General features: G+C 63.8%; 16 protein-coding genes. 10 read left to right on the forward strand and 6 right to left on the reverse strand.

Going from position 1 to position 16,877, the window contains the following annotated elements; translation table 11 throughout:
• Positions 1 to 32: 32 nt before the first annotated feature.
• The 6 genes from E0473_RS07350 (at position 33) to E0473_RS07375 (ending at position 8,498) form a co-directional block, all read left to right on the forward strand.
• Entirely contained in the window at positions 33 to 1,448 is a 1,416-nt protein-coding gene (locus tag E0473_RS07350) for an MFS transporter (protein WP_137680230.1), read from the forward strand.
• A 123-nt stretch (positions 1,449 to 1,571) separates the two neighbouring features.
• Entirely contained in the window at positions 1,572 to 2,321 is a 750-nt protein-coding gene (locus E0473_RS07355) for a nuclear transport factor 2 family protein (protein ID WP_137680231.1), read from the forward strand.
• A 58-nt stretch (positions 2,322 to 2,379) separates the two neighbouring features.
• Positions 2,380 to 3,810, forward strand: coding sequence for an NAD-dependent succinate-semialdehyde dehydrogenase (locus E0473_RS07360; protein ID WP_137680232.1), 1,431 nt, complete (start codon positions 2,380 to 2,382; stop codon positions 3,808 to 3,810).
• 11 nt (positions 3,811 to 3,821) lie between these two features.
• Complete coding sequence (locus tag E0473_RS07365; protein WP_137680233.1) at positions 3,822 to 4,877, forward strand: amidohydrolase family protein; 1,056 nt, start codon at positions 3,822 to 3,824, stop codon at positions 4,875 to 4,877.
• Positions 4,878 to 4,985: 108 nt separating this feature from the next.
• Positions 4,986 to 6,524: a benzoylformate decarboxylase gene (gene mdlC, locus E0473_RS07370; RefSeq protein WP_137680234.1), complete on the forward strand. Its 1,539-nt coding sequence runs from the start codon at positions 4,986 to 4,988 to the stop codon at positions 6,522 to 6,524.
• 147 nt (positions 6,525 to 6,671) lie between these two features.
• Positions 6,672 to 8,498: a DEAD/DEAH box helicase gene (locus tag E0473_RS07375; RefSeq protein ID WP_137680235.1), complete on the forward strand. Its 1,827-nt coding sequence runs from the start codon at positions 6,672 to 6,674 to the stop codon at positions 8,496 to 8,498.
• A gap of 15 nt (positions 8,499 to 8,513) precedes the next feature.
• Here E0473_RS07375 and E0473_RS07380 read toward each other — a convergent pair whose 3' ends face one another.
• The 6 genes from E0473_RS07380 to E0473_RS07405 all read right to left on the reverse strand — a co-directional run bounded on the left by E0473_RS07380 (position 8,514) and on the right by E0473_RS07405 (position 13,251).
• Positions 8,514 to 9,083, reverse strand: coding sequence for a superoxide dismutase family protein (locus E0473_RS07380; protein WP_137680236.1), 570 nt, complete (start codon positions 9,081 to 9,083; stop codon positions 8,514 to 8,516).
• A gap of 121 nt (positions 9,084 to 9,204) precedes the next feature.
• Positions 9,205 to 9,663, reverse strand: a complete 459-nt coding sequence (locus E0473_RS07385; protein ID WP_137680237.1) for a nuclear transport factor 2 family protein — start codon at positions 9,661 to 9,663, stop codon at positions 9,205 to 9,207.
• 12 nt (positions 9,664 to 9,675) lie between these two features.
• The gene (locus tag E0473_RS07390) at positions 9,676 to 10,923 is read right to left on the reverse strand and encodes an MFS transporter (protein ID WP_137680238.1); all 1,248 of its coding nucleotides are present in this window, start codon (positions 10,921 to 10,923) and stop codon (positions 9,676 to 9,678) included.
• A 22-nt stretch (positions 10,924 to 10,945) separates the two neighbouring features.
• On the reverse strand, positions 10,946 to 11,407 hold the full coding sequence (locus E0473_RS07395) for a DUF3237 domain-containing protein (RefSeq protein WP_137680239.1): 462 nt from the start codon (positions 11,405 to 11,407) through the stop codon (positions 10,946 to 10,948).
• Positions 11,404 to 11,667 carry a hypothetical protein gene (locus tag E0473_RS07400; RefSeq protein ID WP_137680240.1) on the reverse strand — a complete coding sequence of 88 codons (264 nt, stop codon included), beginning with the start codon at positions 11,665 to 11,667 and terminating at the stop codon, positions 11,404 to 11,406. Before E0473_RS07400 ends, E0473_RS07395 begins: the two co-directional genes overlap by 4 nt.
• A gap of 96 nt (positions 11,668 to 11,763) precedes the next feature.
• Positions 11,764 to 13,251 carry a lignostilbene-alpha,beta-dioxygenase gene (locus E0473_RS07405; RefSeq protein WP_137680241.1) on the reverse strand — a complete coding sequence of 496 codons (1,488 nt, stop codon included), beginning with the start codon at positions 13,249 to 13,251 and terminating at the stop codon, positions 11,764 to 11,766.
• A 77-nt stretch (positions 13,252 to 13,328) separates the two neighbouring features.
• On the opposite strand from E0473_RS07405, the gene E0473_RS07410 reads away from it, so the two are divergent.
• From E0473_RS07410 to E0473_RS07425, 4 genes are read left to right on the forward strand one after another with little or no spacing between them, the layout of a single operon-like run.
• Positions 13,329 to 13,790, forward strand: coding sequence for a Saro_0803 family transcriptional regulator (locus E0473_RS07410; RefSeq protein ID WP_241657394.1), 462 nt, complete (start codon positions 13,329 to 13,331; stop codon positions 13,788 to 13,790).
• Positions 13,791 to 13,821: 31 nt separating this feature from the next.
• A complete protein-coding gene (locus E0473_RS07415; RefSeq protein WP_137680243.1) occupies positions 13,822 to 15,192 on the forward strand; it encodes an MFS transporter in 1,371 nt (456 codons plus the stop codon).
• Positions 15,193 to 15,212: 20 nt separating this feature from the next.
• The gene (locus E0473_RS07420; protein WP_137680244.1) at positions 15,213 to 16,325 is read left to right on the forward strand and encodes an S-(hydroxymethyl)glutathione dehydrogenase/class III alcohol dehydrogenase; all 1,113 of its coding nucleotides are present in this window, start codon (positions 15,213 to 15,215) and stop codon (positions 16,323 to 16,325) included.
• 13 nt (positions 16,326 to 16,338) lie between these two features.
• Positions 16,339 to 16,740 (forward strand): VOC family protein, encoded by a 402-nt coding sequence (locus tag E0473_RS07425; RefSeq protein WP_137680245.1) that lies wholly within the window; start codon positions 16,339 to 16,341, stop codon positions 16,738 to 16,740.
• The last annotated feature ends 137 nt before the right edge of the window (positions 16,741 to 16,877 follow it).

The following is a 16,877-nucleotide window of genomic DNA, read 5'->3' on the forward strand; positions in this document are numbered from 1 at the left end:
AAGGTCAACAAGACCGCGAGAGAGGAACATCGATGGCCTTAAGTCCCGGCGCGCCGGTCAATTCTGAAGCTCCGACTGGCGAGGAGGCCGGTGGCGCTGCGCAGATGCCGTGGCCGAGCGAGGGCAAGGGCTGGTTCGCACTGTTCGTGATCGTGCTCACGATGTTCATCACCTTTTTCGATTCCACCGTGTTCGCGATGTTGGCCGAGAAGATGAAGGGCAGCTTCGGTCTGTCCGACACGGCGCTGGGCTTCCTGCTCGGCCCGGCCAGTGTGGTAGCCTTCGTGTTCGTCGGGATTCCGCTGTCGCGCCTGGTCGACATCTATCCGCGCAAGCTGGTGCTCGCGGGCGGGATCGCCGTGGTCGGCCTGATCACCGCGTTGGGCGGGCTGGCGCAAAGCTTCTCGCAGCTCGTCGGCACGCGGCTGTTTGTCGGCGCGGGGGGCGCGGCGCACGGGCCGGGCTCCTACTCCCTGCTGTCCGATGCCTTCCGCCCGATCCGCCTGCCGCTGGTTTTCGCACTGGTGCAGGTGGGCTTTGTGTTCGGTTCGTCGCTGGGCACCTGGGGCGGCGGACAGCTGATCGCCTGGACCGACACGATGCCCGAGCAGATCGCCTTTCTCGGCGTCGAAATCTTCTCCTGGCAGCTGATACTGCTGATCATCGGCGCGCCAGGCCTGGTCGCCGCGCTCCTGTTCCTAATGGTTCGCGAGCCGCCTCGCCGCCTGCCGCCCGACACCAATCGGCTGGTGCCGCCCGATGCGCCGCTCGGCCGCAAGCTGCTGGCCTTCACCGGGCTTGATGCACTGAAGGCGATCAACGCGCGCGGCGCGGTCTACTGGCCACTGTTCTTTGCGCTGGCGATGTCGGCGATCGAGAGCCAAGGCCTGCCTGCCTGGCGTGTACCCTTCATCACCCGCACCTATGGCTGGACTGCCGACGAAATCGGCAACCTGCTTGGCCCGCTGATCTTCGTCGCCTCGATCTGCGGCATTCTCGCGGGCGGCATTTTCGTCAGCTGGATGAACCGCAAATATATCGACGGCAACATCCGCGCCTGCGCGATCATTTTCACATTCACGACCGTCTTCGCCATTGCCGCCCCGCTGATGCCGACCGGAGAACTGGCACTCACCTGCATGGCGCTGACCTCGTTTTGCGGGCTGGCGGGAGCTCCGGCGCAGAATGCCGCCATCCAGCGCATTGCGCCGAACGAGATGCGCGGACAGGTGACGGCGTTCTACCTGTTCATGTTTACCTTTTTCGGCGCCATGGGCAGCTTCGTTATCGGCACCGTCAGCGATGTGATTGTGGGTGATCCGGCCAAGCTGTGGGAGGCGCTGCTGATCGTGGCAGGTGTATTCATGCCGCTGGCGACAATTTTCATGTGGCGCGCGATCAAGCCCTATGGCGAGGAAGTTGCACGCCTGCAGGAGCGCGGACTCTGAGCTGAAGCGGGGCATGCACGGGGGTGCAGCGCGGTTCGTATCGCAGCCGGTGCGCTATTCCCGTTGACTTGATCAATCGCCTCCCACAATCGTATGTGCAGCATACGAATTGGGAGACTCGTGATGTCCGAAGATCGCATCGCCGCACTGGAGGCGAAACTGGCCGATATGGAGCGGCGCCTCGCCCGCCGCGAGGACGAGCTGGACGTGCGTTCGCTTCAGTATCTCTATGGCTATCTGATCGACAAATGCATGTACGATCAGGTGGTCGATCTGTTCTCCGACGATGGCGAGGTGCGGTTTTTCGGCGGCGTGTGGAAGGGCAAGGAAGGCGTGCGCCGCCTCTATGTCGACCGCTTCCGCAAGCGCTTCACCCATGACACCAATGGCCCGGTCAACGGTTTCCTGCTCGATCATCCGCAAATCCAGACCATCATCACGGTCTCTGACGATGGCCAGTTTGCCTGGCTGCGCGGGCGCTCCACCATGCAGGCGGGCCGCCACCGCGACTTCACCCATCCCGAGCTGGGCATGAATGAGCGCCAGTGGTGGGAAGGCGGACTCTACGAGAACACTTACAAGAAGGGTGCTGACGGCAAGTGGCGCATCCATGTGCTCGACTACTTCCCGCACTGGCACGCCGATTTCGACAAGGGCTGGAGCAAGACCGAAGCCGAATATGTGCCGTTTCCCAAGGTCCTGTATCCCGAAGATCCCTCCGGCCCCGATGCGCTGATCGACGATCACTGGCTCTGGCCGACGCACAAGCTGCTGCCCTTCCACATGAAGCACCCGATTACCGGCGAAGATATGCTCGCCGAACGTTGGGAGGGTGATCGTGAGCACGATGCCGCACTGGCGGCAAAAGATTGAACCAGACACAACAGCCCGCGCGTCACGAGCTTCTCGGGCTGGTTACAAAGGAATTGCGATGACTGACTATCCCTCCCTCCATATGATTATCAACGGCGAAAAGGTTTCGGGCGGTGGCCGCCGCACCTTCGACGTGGTTAATCCCGTAACCGGCGAGACGCTGGCCGAGCTGCCGCTGGCCGACAAGGCCGACCTCGACCGCGCGCTCGAAGTGGCTGAGGAGGGCTTCAAGCTCTGGCGCAAGTCCACCCCGCAAGAGCGCGCGAACGTGCTCGATGGCGCGGCTCGCCTGATGGTCGAGCGCGCCGACGACCTCGCCCGGATCGCGACGATGGAAGAAGGCAAGCCCGTCGCCGAGGCCAAGATCGAAGTCATGATGAACGTCGGCCTGTTCAAATTCTACGCTGGCGAATGCTCGCGTCTCTATGGCCGCGAACTGGTGCGCCCGGTGGGCCAGCGCTCGGTCGTTAGGCACGAGCCGATCGGGCCGGTCGCCGCATTTGCGCCGTGGAACTTCCCGCTCGGCAATCCGGGCCGCAAGTTGGGCGCGCCTATTGCGGCAGGCTGCTCGGTGATCCTCAAGAGCGCAGAAGAAACGCCTGCTTCTGCGCTTGGTGTGTTGCAGTGCCTGCTGGACGCCGGTCTGCCCAAGCAGGTGGCGCAGGCGGTGTTCGGTGTGCCTGAGGAGGTATCGGGACACCTGCTCGCCTCGCCGATCATCCGCAAGCTCTCGTTCACCGGCTCGACCGTGGTCGGCAAGCACCTCGTCAAGCTCGCCGCCGACAACATGATCCGCACCACCATGGAGCTGGGCGGCCACGGCCCGGTGCTGATCTTCGACGATGCCGATGTCGAAGCCGCACTTTCCACCGCCGCGCCGGGCAAGACGCGCAATGCAGGGCAGGTCTGCGTTTCCCCCACCCGCTTCATCGTGCAGGAAAACGTGTTCGAGAAATTTCGCGACGGCATGGCTGAGCGCCTCGCTGCCACCAAGATCGGCAACGGGCTTGAGGACGGCGTGCAGATGGGGCCGATGGCGAACTCTCGCCGCCCCGAAGCGATGGAGAAGTTTATCGCCAATGCCGTCGACAAGGGCGCGCGGCTCAACACCGGCGGCGAGCGGATCGGCAATCAGGGCTACTTCTTCCAGCCGACCGTGCTTTCTGAAATCCCGCTCGACGCTGACGTGATGAACGAAGAGCCGTTCGGCCCACTCGCGCTGATCAACCCCTATCGCACCGAGGAAGACATGATCGCCGAGGCGAACCGCCTGCCCTATGGCCTCGCTGCCTACAACTGGACCACCGATGCCGCGCGCCAGCGCCGCCTCGGCGATGCGATCGAGGCCGGGATGGTCGGCATCAACACCCACATGATCGGCGGTGCCGATGCGCCGTTCGGCGGGGTGCAATGGTCGGGCCACGGGAGTGAGGATGGCCCCGAGGGCGTGCTCGCCTGCATGGTCACCAAGACCGTCCACGAAGCTTGAGAGGAACCGAAATGACAGATCCACTGCTGACCGGCGGCCAGAAGGGCTACCTGCGCATCGCCACCGAAGAAGCCTTCGCCACGCAGGAGCAAATGGACGCGATCCTGCGCCTGGTGAAGGAAGGCCGCGCCGACAAAGGCACGATGAACCTCTGGGGCTTTTACGGCACTTCGCCTTCGGAGCGCACCACCTACATCCGCGAGCGGCTGCTCGACCTTGGTGAATTGCGCATTCAGGCGATGGACGATGCCGGCATCGACAAGGCCGTGCTGGCGCTGACGAGCCCCGGCGTGCAGTCGCTGTTCGACCTCGATGAGGCGCGCGGCATTGCGAGCCGCGCCAACGATCATCTCAAGGCCGCCTGCGAGCGCTATCCCGACCGTTTCATCGGCATGGCGGCGGTCTGTCCGCAGGATGCCGAATGGTCGGCACAGGAATTGAAGCGTGCCAAGGAGGAACTGGGCTTCGTCGGCGTGCAGATCAACTCGCACACCCATGGTCACTATCTTGACGAGCCGCAGTTTGACCCGATCCTGCGTGCCTGCACCGAGCTGGACATGCCGCTCTATATCCACCCGCAGGGCCCGCCCGACGACATGATCGGCACCATGGCCGAAGTCGGCCTCGAAGGCGCGGTGTTTGGCTTCGCCGTGGAGACAAGTTTTCACGCGCTGCGTCTGCTTACCTCCGGCGCGTTCGACCGCTATCCCAATCTGCAGCTCGCGCTCGGCCACGGGTGCGAGGGTCTGCCGTTCTGGATCGACCGCCTCAACTACATGCACCAGGCGGGCATCCGATCGGGCCGGTATGAGCGGATGAAGCCGCAGAACCACGAGTTGCACTATTACCTGCGCAACAATGTGTGGGGCACCAATTCCGGCCTGCCCAGCCCAGCCTCGATCAAGCTGATGATGGAAGTCATGGGCGAGGATCGGGTGATGTATGCGATGGACTATCCCTATCAGTACGTACCCGATGAGGTTCGCAAGCTCGATGCGATGGATCTGCCGCGCGAGACGATGAAGAAGTTCTACCAGACCAATGCGGAAACGCTGTTCGGCATCTGAGCCGACGCCGCGCCAGGAGCGGGCTGTTGCGGCCCGCTCCGGCAAAGCCACCGGGAAAATGCCCTGAGCCACCGCGTGTAGGGACGAGGAAGAGGAATTTTGACGACCATGACCAATGTACGCGAAGCAGCCTATCGGGTGTTCGAACACTTCGGTGTGGACCGGCTGTTCGGCAATCCCGGCAGCACCGAGTTGCCGATGCTCAAGGGCATGCCCTTTCCCTATGTCATGGGCCTCAACGAAGCGGTGGTGATGGGCATGGCCGATGGTTTTGCGCGCGCCAGTGGCAAGCCCGCACTGGTCAATCTGCACTCCTCGGCCGGAACCGGCCATTCGCTTGGCAACCTGTTCACCGCCTGGAAGAACAACGCGCCGATCGTGGTGACGGCGGGACAGCAGGCGCGCTCGATCCTGCCGTTCGACCCGTTCCTCGGTGCCGAGCGGCCGACCGAATTCCCGCGCCCCTATGTGAAATTCGCCATCGAACCCGCGCGGGCGGAAGACGTGCCGCTGGCGCTGGCCCGCGCCTTTGCCGTGGCGCTGACCCCGCCGATGGGGCCAGTGTTCGTTTCCATTCCGGTCGACGATTGGGAGCGGGAATGCGAAATGCCCGCCCTGCCCGATCTTACCTTGCGCACCTTCCCCGATCCCGCAGGCATCGCGAAGATCGCCGCAATGCTCGACGGCGCGAAAAACCCCGCGCTGGTGCTTGGCACCGGGGTTGCCAATGCGGGCGGCTGGGATGCGGCGATTGCGCTGGCCGAAAAGACCGGCGTCAGCGTCTGGGCCGCGCCCTATGCCGCGCGTGAAGTGTTCCCCGAAACGCACCCGCAGTTTGCAGGCTTCCTGAATGCCTGGCGCGACCAGATCCGCGATGCGCTCGGCGCCCACGATGCGATCCTCGTGGTCGGCGCGCCCGTGTTTACTTATCACGTCGAAGGCTCCGGCCCTCACTGGCCCGAAGGCGCAGAGCTGATGGCATTGAGCGACGATCCGAACCACCTTTCGAACCTGCCCGGCGGCGGCGGCGTGCTGGGCGATCCCAAGGCAGCGCTCACCATGCTGGCCGACGAAGCGAAAGCTCGCAGTTTTTCCGGCACCAGCCATCAGCTGATCGACCCCGAACCCGGCATGACCGCGCCCTATGTGCTTAAGCGGATCGCCGAGCTGCGCGCGGAAAACGCCGTGATCGTGGAAGAAGCCCCCACCGCGCGCGGCCCCGAGCATGTCACCCTGCCGATCACCCGCGAGGGTGGCTTCTACACCTGCGCCAGCGGCGGCCTCGGCCACTCGCTGCCTGCCGCCATCGGGGTGGCGCTTGGACAGCAAGACAAGGTCGTGGCCGTGCTCGGCGACGGTTCGGCCATGTATACAATCCAGGGCCTGTTCACCGCCTTTCAGGAAAAGGCGAATGTGAGTTTCGTGGTGCTCAACAATTCTGCCTATGCCGCGCTGACGGGCTTTTCGAGCGAATTCGGGATGAACCACGTGCCCGGCTGCGACCTGGGCGGGCTCGATTTTGCCAAACTCGCCGAAGGGCTTGGCGTGCCCGCGCGGCGGGTGGAAAGCGTCGATGCGCTCGACGAAGCGCTGGGCTGGTCGATGGCGGAAAGCGGGCCGAGCCTGCTCGACGTGCGGATCAAATAAACGGGATTGCGAATTTCGTACTGAGACAAACGGCAAATTGCGTGTAGGGCGCGCGGCCTGAGCGGCTGCGCGCCTGCGATGATTCGCGCGCCTCGATGCCGCAACCTGCCACGATCCGTTGGCCTCTTCGAACGAAAGTCTCCTTTTTTGTCATTCCCCCAATTGCCGTCCGTCATTTCCGCTGCCCTCGAAGAAAAAGGGTACAGCGACCTCACCCCCGTCCAGTCCGAAGTCATCGTGCCGGAGGCCGAAGGACGCGACCTGCTCGTCTCCGCTCAGACCGGATCGGGCAAAACCGTTGCCTTCGGTCTGGCACTGGCGAACGATCTGCTGGGGCCTGACGGGAATGTGGCGCGCGAAACCCGCCCACTTGCGCTGGTAATCGCTCCGACGCGTGAACTGGCCTTGCAGGTCAGCCGCGAGCTGGGCTGGCTCTATCGCAACGCGGGGGCGCATATCGCCACCTGCGTGGGCGGGATGGACCCGAGCAAGGAACGCCGCAACCTCGCCAATGGAGCGCAGATCGTGGTTGGCACGCCGGGCCGCCTGCGCGATCATCTCGAACGCGGAGCGCTCGACCTTTCCGCCTTGCGCGCCGTGGTGCTCGACGAGGCCGACGAGATGCTCGATATGGGCTTTCGCGAGGAACTGGAAGAAATCCTCGACGCCACGCCCGAAGGCCGCCGTTCGTTGCTGTTCTCGGCCACCTTGCCGCGCACGATCGTCAACCTCGCGACCCGGTACCAGCGCAATGCGCTGCGCATCTCGACCGTGGGGGAAACACGCGGGCACGGCGATATCGCTTATCAGGCGATCACCGTGGCCCCGCCCGAGGTGGAGAATGCGGTGGTCAACCTGCTGCGCTTCCACGAGGCCGAGACCGCGATCCTGTTCTGCGCCACCCGCGAAAAGGTGCGCCACCTCACCGCTATCCTGCAGGAGCGCGGCTTTGCCGTTGTCGCCCTCTCAGGCGAACACACCCAGTCCGAGCGCAACCAGGCGATGCAGGCGCTGCGCGACCGCCGCGCCCGCGTCTGCGTGGCGACCGACGTAGCCGCGCGCGGGATCGACCTGCCCGGCGTCTCGCTGGTGGTCCACGTTGAAATTCCGCGCGATGCCGAGGCTCTGCAGCACCGTTCGGGCCGCACCGGACGCGCGGGCAAGAAGGGCATCGCCGCACTGCTCGTGCCATGGCCGCGCCGTCGCCGTGTGGAGAGCATGTTGCGCGGTGCAAAGATCGAAGCCGAATGGATCGATCCGCCGAGCGCGCAGATGATCCGCCAGCAGGATCACACAAGGCTATTGGAGAAGCTGCTCGCCCCCGTGGAGATAGAGGAGGACGACCGCGCCCTCGCCCGTGAACTACTTGACCGCCGCAGTCCCGACGAGCTGGCCGCCATGCTGGTGCAGGCACACCGCGCGCGCCAGCCGCAGCCAGAAGAGCTGACCGCAAACACTCCGGAGGCGCGCGAAAATGCCCGCGCGCAGCGTCACCGTCCGGGCTTCGAGGATACCGTGTGGTTCAAGCTCGATGTCGGTCGCAGCAACGGGGCTGACCCGAAGTGGATCCTGCCCGTTGTGTGTCGCCGCGGGCACATTTCGAAGAACGAGATCGGGGCGATCCGCATCGGTCCGCAGGAAACCTTCGTCGAAATTCCGCGCGCGGTAGCTGATAAGTTCGCCGACGCCGCTCGCCGGACCGGCGAAACCGAGCGCGAGGCAGGCGAGGAATCGATCGGGATCGAACGCTCCGATCATGCTCCGCGTGACATGGCGCGCCAGAACCGGCGCATGGGCCGCGGCGATCGCGATGGCGGCTCTGCCCCGGTCAAGCCGAGGCCCTTCCGCTCTGGCGGGTTCAAACCCGGCAAGGGTGGCGGCCCCGGCAAGGCGCAGGGCGCCAAGCCAGGGAAGCGTTTCGGCAAGCCCGGCGGGAAGCCGGGCAAGCCGTTCAACAAGAAACCGCGCGACTAAGCCGCGCGGCCCAGATCAGCCTGCGGTGAACACGCCGCAGGCGATGCGGTCGCCGCTGTCACCCGACGGGTCGGTGACCTGGTCGTCTTCACCTGCGTGGACGATGAAGGCAGAGCCATCTTCATCCATCAGGCCGTCGAAGGTGGCCGACATGGCGAGCATGTAGGTAAGCGAACCGGTGCCATCGGCGCCGATTTCGAGGTTGGGCATGTCGCCTGCGTGCTGGCCGTCATCGCCTTCGAGGCCGTGCATCGATTCGTCGGGATTCCAGTGCCCGCCCGCTGCAGCAAACCCATCCTCGCACGAGCCGACGGTGTGGACATGCACGCCGTGCATACCCTCGGGCATGTTCATCGCTGAGACGTCCATCGTGATCCCGCCGGCGGAGCCAGTGGCAGTGACGGTGCCGACTTCCTCGCCATCCGCCGTCATCAGCGTGGCCGTGGCGGCTTGTCCAGCCCCGGCAGCGGCTCCGTCTGTCATCGCCATATCGTCGCCAGCTGGTTCTTCAGCGGTATCATTGCCGCCGCAGGCAGCGAGCGAAGCAGCGCCGAGGGCGAGCAGGGGCAGAGCGAATTTACGCATGAGGGACTCCTTTTTTGCGATTACATCTTAATAAGGCAGCGTGAACCGTAAGGTTCCAAAACAGAGGCGTAAACCGTACCGCGCCATAAACTGAACGGCAGATGCCGGAGAAATCGGCCGCTCACCCTTCTTTCGCGAAGCGAGCGAGCACTTCGCCGCCCCAGGCCATGATCTGTTTGGAGGCAAGGAAATACTGGTCGCCCTGCTTCACCACCACGTCGCGCACATGGCCGCTCCAGTGCATGATCGTGCCCTCGCCGGGGCGGGTGAACGTGCTCATCGCATAGCTGAGCACCACCCAGCAATCGGCGCGGCCCTCGGGATGGGCCTCGTAGATGAGGTTGCTGAAATGATGCTGGTGGCCGGGAAAATCGGGCCGTTCATGGAAGCGCAGCACCAGCTTGCGGATTTCCTCTCTGCCTTCGCGAATCTCGATGCCATTCGCCCCTTCCTCGTAAGCGCGGGCATCGGCGGTGTAGCAATCGAGATAGCCATCGGTGTCGCCCACATCGAGCGCGCGATAATAGCGCGCGAACAGCTGGCGGATGGCAAGGTCGTCTTCGGGTGTGGGCAAGGTCATACAGGTCTCCGATCAGGCGGGGAATAGTGCGGGACGGCGGGCAAGTACGCGGGGCGCGGTTTCGCGCAGGGCCAGCGCGACCAGCGTGCCGCCAAGCGCCAGCGCCACCAGCAACCAGCACACCGCTTGCAGGCCGTAAGCGTCGGACAGCGAGCCTGCGATGGTCGGCGCGAGCACGCCGCCGAGCACCTCGCCCACGCCCATCACGATGCCCATGGCGGTGGCGGCCCGCGCCGGATCGACGCTTTCGGCGGGCACGGTCGCCATGAACATCGGGAAGATGCCGTTGAAGGCCCAGCCGGCAAAGAAGATCGCCGCCATGGCCGCAAAGGCCCCGTCGAACAGCAGCGCGCCAAGCGGCAGGACCACGCCCGACAGCGTGAAACCGACCATCACCGGTCGCCGCCCCAACCGGTCGGATAGGGCAGGCACCAAAAAGCCGCAGACCGCGCTGGCGATGCCGAGCACCGCCATCAGCCAGGCCGCATCGCTCTCAGAATATCCGCGCAGCTGGACCAGCACCAGTGGCATGAAGGCCCAGGTGACGACCAGATAGGCCACCAGCAGGATCGCCAGCAGCGCGCAGACGATCACGTTGCGCTCACTCGCCACGTCGAGCAGCGGCGGCTTTGATCCGGGCGCGGCCACCGGGCGTGGCGGCAGCTTGCGCTCGATCACGAAGAGCCAGATCAGCAGCGCCGAGATCAGCCCAGGCACCGCAGCGATGAAGAACGCGTTGCGCCAGCCGTAGGCGAGCGCAATCGGCACCAGCACCAGCGGCGCAACCGAGGAGCCGAGAATGCTCGATCCGAGGTTCTGGGTGACGCCCATGGCCAGCCCGCGATGCTTCGGCTCAACCTCGTGAGCAACCATCGCATGGCTGATCGGCATCACCCCGCCCTCGCTCAGCCCCATCAGCAGCCGCGCGCCGAGCAGCATCAGGAACCCCGTCGCCAATCCCGAAACGACCGAGCAGACCGAGAAGATCAACGTCGAGACGAGGATCAGGATCTTGCGCTTGCCGGTCTTGTCGGACAGCCAGCCGACAAAGATCGCTGCCAGTGCCCAGGTCAGCGACAACGCCGAACCGAGCAGGCCAACCTCGGTGTAGCTCAGCCCCAGCTCGGGCTGGATAAAGGGCATCAGGAAATTGAGCGCGTTACGGTCGAAGAAGAGGATGCCGAAGTTCAGGCACAACAGGCTCACCAGCAGAATCTGATACCTGCGGCTGGCTGAACCGGCGGCGTCTTTTGCGCCCATGTCCTCTCCCAAAAGGTGGCGGTCAGGTCACGCGCCAGACCCACAGCTTGATCGACGAAGCAAAACGCGCGCCCGAGCAAATGAAGATCGAGCGGTTCATCCACTCGTAGGGGCCAGCCGGCGCGATGAATTCGGGAATAGTGCGAAAATAGTATTCGCTGGGGTCGACCTCTTCGCCGCGGCGCAGGCGGTCCATCACCTCGGGCGGGCCGTGGCGCAGGCCTTTGTTGCGGATCTGGATGATCACCCCGTCATCGGTCTCGATGGCGTAGATCGCGTCGGCCACGGTTACGCCATCGGGGCGGGTAAGCTGCCAGTCAGCCGAATTGCCCATCAGCTTGCCGCTGATCTTAGGGCCTTTGACATAGCCGCCATCGCAGATCGGAATGATCCGGCGCGTACCATCGACCACCGGACCAATCTCGCGCGGAGCCTCCAGCTCGCCGCCCGCCTCGTAAACAAATTCCAATCCGGGTTCGATCATATGCAGCCTTCTCCTTTTGCCATCAGTTCTAGGCGCTGAAGGCGGCACGGCAAGAGAAAGTCTGCAAAAGCCGAAGATGACAAAGGTGACACCGCGCCATCTTCGGCTTTGCGGACAACGCCAGCTTTTGCGCGGCTTTGGGCTATCGGCGCGATGTTGACACTTTGTCGGATGAAAGCACGCGGCAGGAAATTGGGGTGAGCAGCTTGCATGGCCCCACCGACAGCGCAGAAGCCGAGCCGTAGGAAAGCAAAAGCCATGCCCGACCGTAGTCAAAGGTCGCGCATGGCCGTGCGTGGTGGGGCGAACCCGCCCCCGCTCCTCACGCGGCAGCAGCGGGGGCGCTGGAGACCGGGTCAGGCCGGTTCGGGCGTCTTCGCCTTAAGGCCGATGTCTTCGCTCAGCGCGAAGTTGCCGTGCAGTCCGAAGCGCAGCCGGATCGGCACATGGACCGTCGCCACCGGACCCTTCCCGATATCGAGCGCATCGAAAATCAGCAGATCCGAATTGTGATCGGCCAGCCGGTTGCAGACCTGCACGATCCAGCCATCGCCTTCGGGCGCATCCTTCGAACGGGGAATAAAACACGGCTCCTGCAACGAAGAGATCGGGCCGCACCACCAATGCTGCTCGGCGCCGGTTTCGAGGTCCTTCAGGAACAGGCAGTTCATCAGGAGCCCGCCAGCACTGCCGCCCTTCAGCTCGTTGGGGCGGCTCATGTCCATCTCCAGCCCCCAGGTGTAGCGGTTCTTCTTACCCGTGAAACGATCATCGATCCGGGGGAACTCGCTGGCAGTTTCGGTGAGCTGCTCGATCTCGGCAAACTCCTCGCCGTTCGAGGCCATGTCGACGGTCCAGCGGGTCAGCTTGCTCATTGCCTCGACGCCGTTGAACGGCGCGCCGTGAATGTCGGGGAAGAACGGGAACATGTTGTTCTTCGCCTCGGGGATCACGAAGTGGACCTTCGATCCTTCCTGCCAGGCATTGACGACGTGGCTGGCGAAGCAGTTGTCGCGCTTGAACCAGCGGATGTCTTCGTCCTTCAGATCGTCGCGGCGCGGGATGATCCCGAGGTAGACCTCCTTGGTGGTGTCGAAGGCGAAATGTTCGCGCTTCTGTTCCAGATATTCCCAGCTGCTGGTCGACGGCACGATATGCAGCACGAGATAATCCTCGGTGACGCCGAAGTCGTGCATCATGCAGTAGTAAGGCACCTTGAACCACTTTTCGCGCACAAGGCTGCCATCCGGCGCCACCTCCATGTAGGAAACGTCCTCGCTGCACAGGCCCGATGCGGCATAGCCGATCGCGACCATGTTGCCCGTGGCCGGATCGATCTTGGGATGTGCGGTGAAGGTCTGCGATTTCATCGCCCCTTCCCAGGTTTCGAAGCCGTCGGTTTCCATCGTCGCCGGGTCCATCACGAGCGCCGGGCTGTCTTCCTTCATCGCCCACAGCTTGCCGGCATAGATCCAGGCGTTGGTGTTGGCGGTCGAGCGGATGACACCCTCGGCCTCGGGATCGTCCGTAAGGGGATTGCGATATTTGCCGAACAGCCCGCGGCCCGCCTTGCGTTCGGCGTGCCACTTGTCGGTCTTGGCCCAGCGCTGTTTGAAATCGACCTGGCCATCGTGGATGTGGAAACGGGTGATCATCCCGTCGCCGTTAAAGGCGATATCGTCGCCCAGCAGCGGGGGGAACTGCGGATCGGGCTGCACGCGGAAAAACGCGCCGTCGATCTCGGGCGGGATCGTGCCTTCGAACGAAAGATCCTCGATATCGGCCTCGATCCGGCTGGGGGTGTTGAAGCCGGTGAAATTGGGGGTGTCAGGGAACTGCGCCATTTGTCTTTCGACTCCTCTTCCTTGCGCTTGATTGTATGCTTCACTAACAAATAGGCAAGGTCGTCGGGATAGGAACATTGACACAGTCTGCATTGATCGAGAGCAAGAACGCAGCGGGGCATGGCCCGGCTTCGCTCGACTCTGTGCTGGGCTTTCATATCCGCCTCGCGCACGGGGCGGTCTATCGTCATTTCACCGAAACCTTTGCCGCGCTCGGGCTGACGCAGAAGCAGGTCAGCACCTTGTGGCTGGTGGCCGAAATGCCCGGCATCGCGCAGAGCGAATTGGGCAACCGGTTGCGTATGGACCGGGCAACCGCGATGTCGATCGTCAGCCGGATGCAGGAGCGCGACTTTCTGTGGCGCGAGCGCTGCCCTTCCGATGGCCGCAAGCAGTTGCTCCACCTGACCGATGCGGGCAAGAAGGCACTGGAAGAGGCAAAAGCCTGCATCGAGGAGCACGAACGCTGGCTGAAGAGCCGGTTCACTCCGGACGAAGTCAAGAAATTGGTGGAAATGCTCGCGCGAATCCACGAATAGTCCGCGCGAAATTAGGAGAGGTAAGCGAACCATGGCTGCACCGGGCGGGGGCACGAACCCGATCACTGTTATCAACGATACGCCGATGGGGGTGCGCCAGTGGATCGTCGTCGTCCTGATGGTGATGCTGAACGCGCTGGACGGGTTCGACGTGCTGTCGAGCGCCTTTGCCGCGCCGGGCATTTCAGCCGAATGGGGCATCGAGCGCGCGGCGTTGGGTGTGGTACTCTCGGCAGAGCTGGTCGGCATGGGCTTCGGCTCGGTGCTGCTGGGCGGTGCGGCTGATAAGTATGGCCGTAAGAATACGATGCTGGTCTGTCTGCTGTTCATGGCCGCAGGCATGTGGGCCGCAGGGCACGCCAATGCGGTGACGCCGCTGGTGATCTTCCGCTTCATCACGGGCATCGGCATCGGCGGCATGCTAGCCGCGACCAATGCGGTGACCGCCGAAAGCACTAACAGCAAGTGGCGCAAGGCCGCCATTGCAGTCTACGTGGCAGGCTATCCGCTGGGTGCCATCGTTGGCGGTATTGCCGCGTCGGAATGGCTGCTCGATGCCTATGGCTGGCGCGGTGTGTTCGACTTCGGTGCCATCGTCACCGCTGCTCTTATTCCCATCCTGTATATTCTGGTCCCGGAAACGGCAGCGTACAACGCGGGCAAAGGTAACGTTGCGGGCGTCAACAAGACGCTCACCGCCTACGGCAAACCGCCAATCGACGCCCTGCCCGCGATCGACCTTTCGGCGAACCGGCCCAAGGTCACCGATATCCTGTCGAACCCGCAGCTGCGCCCCGTCACGCTGCTGCTGGCCTTCGGCTACATGTTCCACACCATCACCTTCTATTACATCCTGAAGTTCGCGGTGCAGATCGTGGCCGACTACCCGCCGGGCTATCCGCCTTCGGAAGCTGCCACCGTTCTTACCTATGCCAATGTCGGCGGGTTCTTCGGTTCGGCGCTGTTCGGCTTCGTGATGGCGCGCCTCGGCATCCGCTGGCCGACTGCGCTCATGCTGCTGCTCGGCTCGGTCGCCGTGGCCAGCTTCGGCCTTGGCCGCGATTCGCTCGATGCCTGGCAGTGGGCGACGATCATCACCGGTTTCTTCACCAATGCCGCGATCTCGGGCTACTATGCCGCCTTCGCGCGCGGCTTCCCGGCCTATGCCCGGGCCACCGGCACCGGCTTCGTGCTTGGGATCGGCCGCCTTGGTGCGGCGGGCAGTCCGCTGCTGGCGGGCACCCTGTTCACGCTGCTGGGCAATTCGGAACTGCTCACCGTCTCGATCATCATGGCCATGGGCTCGGTGATCTCTCTGGTGCTGTTCCTGATGCTGCCCGAACGGGACGGCGACGAAATGGTCGGTGCTGCCGATCTTCCCTCCGACACCCCGCTCGACTGACAATTTAGGAGACTATCCCCATGAAAACCCGCGCAGCCGTCGCCTTCGAGGCGAAGAAGCCGCTCGAAATCGTCGAGCTTGACCTCGAAGGCCCGAAGGAGGGCGAGGTGCTGATCGAGATCATGGCGACCGGCATCTGCCATACCGACGCCTATACGCTCGACGGGCACGACAGCGAGGGGATCTTCCCCTCGGTGCTCGGCCACGAAGGCGCGGGCGTGGTGCGCGAAGTGGGTGCGGGCGTCACCTCGGTAAAGCCGGGCGATCACGTGATCCCGCTTTACACGCCCGAATGCCGCCAGTGTAAGTCGTGCCTCAGCGGCAAGACCAACCTGTGCACCGCGATCCGCGCCACGCAGGGCAAGGGCCTGATGCCCGACGGGACCACCCGCTTTTCGTACAAGGGCCAGCCGATTTACCACTACATGGGCTGTTCGACTTTCTCGAACTTCACCGTGCTGCCCGAGATCGCCGTCGCCAAGATCCGCGAAGACGCGCCCTTCCAGAGCGCCTGCTACATCGGTTGCGGCGTGACCACTGGCGTGGGCGCGGTCACCAACACGGCCAAGGTGCAGGTTGGCGACAATGTCGTCGTGTTCGGCCTCGGCGGGATCGGCCTCAACGTGATCCAGGGTGCCCGGCTGGCCGGCGCGAACATGATCGTTGGCGTCGACATCAATCCCGAGCGCGAGGAATGGGGCCGCAAGTTCGGTATGACCCACTTCCTCAACACCAAGGGCATGAGCCGCGAGGACACCGTCGCCAAGATCGTCGAGATGACCGATGGCGGCGCGGACTACACCTTCGATGCCACCGGCAACACCGATGTAATGCGCACCGCATTGGAAGCCTGCCATCGCGGTTGGGGCACCTCGGTCATCATCGGCGTGGCCGAAGCAGGCAAGGAAATCGCCACCCGCCCGTTCCAGCTGGTGACGGGCCGCAACTGGCGCGGCACCGCGTTCGGCGGGGCCAAGGGCCGCACCGACGTTCCGAAAATCGTCGACATGTACATGCAGGGCAAGATCGAGATCGACCCGATGATTACCCACGTGATGGGCCTCGAAGAGATCAACACCGCCTTCGACCTGATGCACGAAGGCAAGTCGATCCGCTCGGTGGTGGTTTTCTGAGCCAGATCGCCCGATGACCGGTTTTTTCCGCCATATGGTTCTGGGGGCAGACGATCCCGAGGCGGCGCGCGTCTTCTACGATGCGACCTTCGCCGCCATCGGGGTCGGCCCTGGCACGGCTGACCCGAAAGGCCGGTTTGTCTACCGGCACAAAGGTCAGCTGTTCATTATCGGGCGGCCGATCGATGGCGAGAAGGCGACCCATGCCAACGGCGGCACGCTCGGTTTCTTTGCGCCCAGCGCCGATGCAGTCCATGCCTGGCATGCCGCCGGGCTCGCCAATGGCGGCTCGGCTTGCGAAGGCGATCCGGCAGAGCGCGTGTCACCGGCCACTGGCCAACCGGTCACCGTCGCCTATCTACGCGATCCGACCGGCAACAAGCTCTGCGTGGTTTACGAGCAGGAACAGGCCTAGAAGCGCGGCAGGCTTCGCCCTGCTGCGCCAGCCCAATCTGCCAGTTCACGCATTCATTCTTTCACAAGGCCGAAAACTTCGGCTATGCGATAAACCGAGTCACGCGCGCCGTTAACGGGCAGCCTGAGAGGAGAACC

Origin of the sequence: Aurantiacibacter suaedae, from assembly GCF_005434915.1 — a bacterium.
In the GTDB taxonomy this organism is placed as follows: Bacteria; Pseudomonadota; Alphaproteobacteria; order Sphingomonadales; family Sphingomonadaceae; genus Alteraurantiacibacter; species Alteraurantiacibacter suaedae.

Excerpts from the sequence above, each read along its gene's own strand:
- E0473_RS07395 (WP_137680239.1), bottom strand. The coding sequence starts at position 11,407 with ATGATCGAACCCGGATTGGAATTTGTTTACGAGGCGGGCGGCGAGCTG.
- E0473_RS07400 (WP_137680240.1), bottom strand. The coding sequence starts at position 11,667 with ATGGCTTTTGCTTTCCTACGGCTCGGCTTCTGCGCTGTCGGTGGGGCC.
- E0473_RS07425 (WP_137680245.1), top strand. The coding sequence starts at position 16,339 with ATGACCGGTTTTTTCCGCCATATGGTTCTGGGGGCAGACGATCCCGAG.
- E0473_RS07365 (WP_137680233.1), top strand. The coding sequence starts at position 3,822 with ATGACAGATCCACTGCTGACCGGCGGCCAGAAGGGCTACCTGCGCATC.
- E0473_RS07405 (WP_137680241.1), bottom strand. The coding sequence starts at position 13,251 with ATGGCGCAGTTCCCTGACACCCCCAATTTCACCGGCTTCAACACCCCC.
- E0473_RS07355 (WP_137680231.1), top strand. The coding sequence starts at position 1,572 with ATGTCCGAAGATCGCATCGCCGCACTGGAGGCGAAACTGGCCGATATG.
- E0473_RS07360 (WP_137680232.1), top strand. The coding sequence starts at position 2,380 with ATGACTGACTATCCCTCCCTCCATATGATTATCAACGGCGAAAAGGTT.
- mdlC (WP_137680234.1), top strand. The coding sequence starts at position 4,986 with ATGACCAATGTACGCGAAGCAGCCTATCGGGTGTTCGAACACTTCGGT.
- E0473_RS07415 (WP_137680243.1), top strand. The coding sequence starts at position 13,822 with ATGGCTGCACCGGGCGGGGGCACGAACCCGATCACTGTTATCAACGAT.
- E0473_RS07420 (WP_137680244.1), top strand. The coding sequence starts at position 15,213 with ATGAAAACCCGCGCAGCCGTCGCCTTCGAGGCGAAGAAGCCGCTCGAA.
- E0473_RS07380 (WP_137680236.1), bottom strand. The coding sequence starts at position 9,083 with ATGCGTAAATTCGCTCTGCCCCTGCTCGCCCTCGGCGCTGCTTCGCTC.
- E0473_RS07385 (WP_137680237.1), bottom strand. The coding sequence starts at position 9,663 with ATGACCTTGCCCACACCCGAAGACGACCTTGCCATCCGCCAGCTGTTC.
- E0473_RS07390 (WP_137680238.1), bottom strand. The coding sequence starts at position 10,923 with ATGGGCGCAAAAGACGCCGCCGGTTCAGCCAGCCGCAGGTATCAGATT.
- E0473_RS07350 (WP_137680230.1), top strand. The coding sequence starts at position 33 with ATGGCCTTAAGTCCCGGCGCGCCGGTCAATTCTGAAGCTCCGACTGGC.